This is a genomic window from Bacillus cereus group sp. MYBK14-1, from assembly GCF_051916885.1.
In the GTDB taxonomy this organism is placed as follows: Bacteria; Bacillota; Bacilli; order Bacillales; family Bacillaceae_G; genus Bacillus_A; species Bacillus_A cereus.
The window spans coordinates 1-5,284 of record NZ_JBQAHM010000041.1; the positions used below are offsets into that span (position 1 = coordinate 1).

The window sequence follows — 5,284 nt, forward strand, 5'->3', positions numbered from 1 at the left end:
TTCCATATATCGGACATATACTATTGTAAGGTCGGCATCCAAATGACCCAAATAAATACCCACGCCAAGAAATAAAACTACAAAGTATTTCTTGGCACCTTTTACATAAAACAAATAAATTATTAAAAAAGTACAAACCCAATTAAAAATTTACACATATAATGTATCCTACCTCTCTTATCAATTTAAAAAGGGATTTATTTTATATAAATCCCTTTTTAAGTATTTAAATACCTAATATAATCTACATAACATAATAATTCCTAAAAACAAAATAAGATAAGAGCCCTCCCCTCTTATCTTTTACTTATATTTATTTCAAGTATTATTAACCCACGCGTCGAACACTAATAACATCTAGGCTTGTCACATTAAGTGTCCCAGCAGCATCTACCCAAACAAGAAATCCATCCTCTACACGAATAAAGACGCCTGTTCCATCTATCGCAGTTCCGCCTGAAAAAACTGTAATTCTGTCACCTTCTCGTAAACCATTTAATCTTCTATTTCCCATCTCGCTCACCTCCTCATGGTCCCTATTTCTTCAATCTCTATTACATTTAATACATTTACATTATTTTCAAGTGCTATTAAACTACACGCCGTACACTAATAACGTCTAGGCTTGTCACATTAAGTGTCGCAGCAGCATCTACCCAAACAAGAAATCCATCCTCTACACGAATAAAGACGCCTGTTCCATCTATCGGACCTCCACCTGAAAAAACTGTAATTCTGTCGCCTTCTCGTAAACCATCTAATCTTCTATTCCCCACTTCGCTCACCTCCTCATGGTCCTATTTCTTCAAGTTCTATTGCATTCAACACATTTACATTATTTCAAGTGCTATTAACCTACGCGTCGAACACTAATAACATCTAGGCTTGTCACATTAAGTGTCCCAGCAGCATCTACCCAAACAAGAAATCCATCCTCTACACGAATAAAGACACCTGTTCCATCTATCGCAGTTCCGCCTGAAAAAACTGTAATTCTGTCACCTTCTCGTAAACCATTTAATCTTCTTCGACCTTCGAGATTTCTCAGTTCTCTTACTTCCTCACCACGTCTTCTTCGATTTCTATTACATACATCACATTCACATCTACGTTGAAAAGACATTTAACATACCCCCTTTTCCCTAAAAAATTTATTTGCATTATATATTATGAAAGAAATAAATTAATTGATTAGACTTACTTCCTCTATCAAACATCCAATTCACTAATTCATAAAAAAAGTTCACTAATTTTAACAATTGTACAAGCCATTTTGTATTACCTGCATACATTAACAATGAGATGATTAACATCTTACTATACTCCAAATCCCAAATTACCTGTTCGTTAGCTATCTTTAAAAAATAGAAAAAAGGTCAGTTAAAAACTGACCTTTTTTCTATTTTTTAAAGATATATATTTTGCAAATTAAAAACCCCTTACTTATAAATACATATATTATATAGTGCTCCAACACACTACTAAATAAAACTCCACTAACAAAGAAAGAACTTATTTTCTATCTGTCAAGAATTTAGGTTCTTTTTTATCGTTATATATCCTTTTATATTAATTATAAATTTTTAATTCCTTTCCATATAATCGATTCTATGCCCTTTATTTAGCATTTCCTTTACCATGACAGTTCCTCACATCCTCAAAGAACTTTTACAGTATGAAAGCTAGGGTTCTGCAACTTCACCTAGGGTATCACCACAATTCTTTTTAACAATTTACTTGTTTTCTGCACGAAACTAACATCACTAGCAGAATCTCGTAAGATATTTAGAGAGAAGAAACTTTGAACTTCTTAAATGTATAGTTGTATTTCATCAGATATAGATATTATTTTTTTAGTTATATAGATATAAAAATATTATGGATGAATTATCTCGCGTCGCCCTATAGTAACCCTAATAAGCATAAATCCTGACGATTGACTTGGATTTTTAACTCTTTGTTATTGAAAATATAGTCCCATATTTTGTCGAAAGAAAATAAAAAAAGAGAGATTCCGCTTATAGGAAGGTCATTGATCTAGAATTATGATAAGTACAAGCATTGTAAAGAGGTATATACATAAATGAAAAACATGTTCTTTTGATTGGAGCAGCATTTGATCCGAATTTACTGTATCCTACATTGCCACCTAGCCCTCCATTCTCTTTACCCACAGGACCTTTTATTGGAGTTATATTAATTACTGCTGATAATTCAATAACGGTTGGTAATGCTGGTGTATATGCTGTAACGTTTACGACAGGAGTTAGTGTATCTGGAGAAAATTCAAGAATTCTTATTATAAATTTTACGATAAACGATACTGTTAATTTTCTTTCTCAAATACGAATCAATCTGGATTAGGGCAATAGAAATATAGCATCAAAAACAGTTTTACTTTCATTAAACCAAAGGTATGTTCTTCGAGCATTAATTAGACTTTCTGCTGGACTTATTTTTATTGGTGAGGCATCATTTCTTATTGAAAAAGTTGGCTAACATAAAAAAAGAGATCCGATTGGCTTTCTTTTTTCATTTTTGAGACCAATCAATTCCTTAGCTTGATAGCGATGTGATGCAACTCCTATTACTCAAAAATCCTATCGATATATGACATAAGCTCATTTTAGAAAATTCCTTATCAAAAAGAAGCATATATGATGAGGAGGACATATTTTAAACTATATTCCATTGGAAAGGTGCGGAAACGTATATGAATTTACATTCCAAGAAAAATTTTATTATAACAAGTACGCCTTATTTCCCACATATTAATTTATCAGGAATTCCCAAAGTAACAAGAATATCTCCATGCTTTTCTAAAACTCCAAAAACGAAAAAAACGAAAAAAAATCCAAAATTACCTAAATCGAAAATATTGTGCTTTAAACAATTTATAGAGCATAAAATCCAGTTAGTTCCTCCTGCCCAAAAAGGAACCATCAAAGTAAATAGACAAATATTTACTACGATTGAAAAGGTGTGTTCAGAAGTAGTCATTATTTCGGGATTTATTCGTAAGACTATTACTTATACAGCTTTAGCTTATAACAAGGTAATTCCAAACTATAGAATTCATAGTAACGTGCCCTTTAAAGGTCTTATAGAATCAAAAGATATTAAAGAGGAACATCAATTTAGCATCGTCGAAGAAAAAATACTTGGCAATGTTTTTACAAGTGAAGCTAACTTTGAAAATCCAAAGAAATTTCAAGCATACCAATCACCCTTTGCTTTCGATTTTATAGAGAAAGATGCTGTAAAAATTTATATAAAAATGAGTACTTAGCAATTACTGTTCTTTCTAACATAACTTGTTATCTACTGAAAAAGCGTGTATAAGCATCCGCAAGGTTACGAACAGACCACTGAATCGCAATACTATCCACTTCTTTTAGCCAAACAAACTCTCTCTTCATGACAGGTAGTTTGGCAGAGCATGTACTATAGGTCAATCCTTTTCCTGTCTCTTTATATGCGTGATCCCATAAAGATAGGAAATGATTGAATACAAAGCGAGAACAACCAATCGTTTTGTTGATTAGAATTGCTTGTGCTTGATTTGGATAGATACGAAACTTTTAGACTTTATCAATCATCATTTCATTCACCTTCATTTCGGTATATGACTATCCCGAACCGAACCAAACATACATTCCATTCGTAGCGAAGTAACACTTTCTGTATGTCGAACAATTAAGATGGCTTCCTTCCATCCCTTGTTCGAAGCCAATCCATTTCCCACCTACTCACTAGTTTATGACCCTTCACCCGAAGGATTCTTCTTCGCTAAAATGATAAATTAAAATCTAATGGTAAAGAGAAATTCACTTTTTATTTTTTAAAAAATAAGAAGTGAGTTTTCCATCTATTATTAATGATAATATTTAATTTTTAACACTATAAATGTTAGTCGAGCATATATTATAGTATTGGAATTGGTTTCACTCACTTATTTCAATTTTATAGTTTCCTTTTAAGAACATCAACGGACATTGGTGTTCTTTTTAAGTGGGTTGACCTTGTAAAATAAGAAGTTTTCTGAGTTAAAAATTTATAAAACAAAGAAGCACTCAAAATGAGTGCTTCTTTGTTTTATCCTAGTACTTGTACTTGTTGTACTTGTAAAACTTTTAAAGTAAGGTCTAGTACAATTTTTTCACGAAGAGTATCAAATGGTTCGTTTAATTCTGTTGGACAAGGGGAAAAGTCTAATTCAAAAAATTGAGCACTGACTAATTCACAATATGGTTGTTCGTTATAAAAAACTGCATTTTCGAAAAAGTATTTGTCTAGACGTGGTAAATCACCATTTTTAGGATTAATAAAGTGCGATGTTGTGTCTGAAGAAGAAGCTACTAAAGCTAATGATAGAAAATCATCTTCCGTCAGATCTGCAAACCCACTAAAATTAATATTAGCGATACGATCAAATAAAGGTGCGTTACACTCGCTAGATGCATACTCAATGTTTTTACGAATATATCCTTGTACAAATAATTTTGCTCTTGTAACTCGGCGATAAGGTGTACCATCTACTGGAGTGAATGCAACAGGAACTAACTTACATTGTGTTAAAAATACGTTTTTTAACACACGTTTAATTTCAACTGCTGGAGGATCTAATGGAACATCCGATTCTACAACAATTTGAATTGTTCTTTCTGCTAATACAACTGGGATTTTTACAATCGGTGTTCCTGGCGTAGTAATTGGTGCTGCAGCTGCATCACTTAATGGTGTTTGAGTTTGTCCTACTGCCTGACAAGGTACATTGATTGGACATTGTTCGCTCATATTATCTAATCTCCTTTTAAAATCACTTTAAATTTTTTAAAACTTTTCAATGACAATATATTCGTTTTTTTTATTGATGTATAAGCTTGTATAATAGGTTTTCAATTTTTTTTATGTTTTGTAGATATTTTATTAGCTTTCTCATTAAAATTTTAAAAGTTGCAGGTTTTAGGTTAAAAAAATGAGTAAGTTAATTTAAACTACGATCTTAACAGCATGGATGTTAAGATGTGCGTTAATTTAACGAATTTCCCGAAAGAATTCTTCTTCCTCAAGCGTGTGAAGGGCGTAGCCCAACGGTAGGTGGGAGATGAATTTCGGTTTGACGTAGCCAAAAGGTTTTCCTTTTTATTTCGCCTCTGATATAATCAGTCTTATAAATTATAAAGGCTGGTATATAAATGAAATTAGATAGTAATAACCATTCAGTATTCTTGTTGTATTATCACCTTGTGTTGGTCGTGAAATACAGAAGAAATGTGTTTGA

At 32.1% G+C, this 5,284-nt stretch carries 7 protein-coding genes and 2 pseudogenes; 3 read left to right on the plus strand and 6 right to left on the minus strand.

Going from position 1 to position 5,284, the window contains the following annotated elements; all coding sequences use genetic code 11:
• Positions 1–328: 328 nt before the first annotated feature.
• The 4 genes from ACTFR3_RS30305 to ACTFR3_RS30320 all read right to left on the minus strand — a co-directional run bounded on the left by ACTFR3_RS30305 (position 329) and on the right by ACTFR3_RS30320 (position 1,313).
• Positions 329–514 (minus strand): hypothetical protein, encoded by a 186-nt coding sequence (locus ACTFR3_RS30305; RefSeq protein WP_098853192.1) that lies wholly within the window; start codon positions 512–514, stop codon positions 329–331.
• A 76-nt stretch (positions 515–590) separates the two neighbouring features.
• Positions 591–776: a hypothetical protein gene (locus ACTFR3_RS30310; protein WP_016119599.1), complete on the minus strand. Its 186-nt coding sequence runs from the start codon at positions 774–776 to the stop codon at positions 591–593.
• Positions 777–850: 74 nt separating this feature from the next.
• On the minus strand, positions 851–1,123 hold the full coding sequence (locus tag ACTFR3_RS30315; protein WP_439963187.1) for a hypothetical protein: 273 nt from the start codon (positions 1,121–1,123) through the stop codon (positions 851–853).
• A 37-nt stretch (positions 1,124–1,160) separates the two neighbouring features.
• Positions 1,161–1,313 (minus strand): hypothetical protein, encoded by a 153-nt coding sequence (locus ACTFR3_RS30320; protein WP_409532422.1) that lies wholly within the window; start codon positions 1,311–1,313, stop codon positions 1,161–1,163.
• Between the two features lie 787 nt (positions 1,314–2,100).
• Between ACTFR3_RS30320 and ACTFR3_RS30325 the strand changes: the two genes are divergently transcribed.
• Both ACTFR3_RS30325 and ACTFR3_RS30330 read left to right on the plus strand, forming a co-directional pair.
• Positions 2,101–2,364 (plus strand): exosporium leader peptide-containing protein, encoded by a 264-nt coding sequence (locus tag ACTFR3_RS30325; RefSeq protein WP_409532423.1) that lies wholly within the window; start codon positions 2,101–2,103, stop codon positions 2,362–2,364.
• 349 nt (positions 2,365–2,713) lie between these two features.
• The gene (locus ACTFR3_RS30330) at positions 2,714–3,289 is read left to right on the plus strand and encodes a hypothetical protein (RefSeq protein WP_440045169.1); all 576 of its coding nucleotides are present in this window, start codon (positions 2,714–2,716) and stop codon (positions 3,287–3,289) included.
• 31 nt (positions 3,290–3,320) lie between these two features.
• Here the strand turns inward: ACTFR3_RS30330 and ACTFR3_RS30335 are convergent.
• Together ACTFR3_RS30335 and ACTFR3_RS30340 are read right to left on the minus strand one after the other, a co-directional pair.
• Positions 3,321–3,572: pseudogene (locus tag ACTFR3_RS30335) on the minus strand (helix-turn-helix domain-containing protein); the annotation flags it as partial.
• A 523-nt stretch (positions 3,573–4,095) separates the two neighbouring features.
• A complete protein-coding gene (locus ACTFR3_RS30340) occupies positions 4,096–4,797 on the minus strand; it encodes a CsxC family protein (RefSeq protein ID WP_098853187.1) in 702 nt (233 codons plus the stop codon).
• Between the two features lie 401 nt (positions 4,798–5,198).
• On the opposite strand from ACTFR3_RS30340, the pseudogene ACTFR3_RS30345 reads away from it, so the two are divergent.
• Positions 5,199–5,284, plus strand: a pseudogene (locus ACTFR3_RS30345) (IS200/IS605 family transposase); the annotation flags it as partial.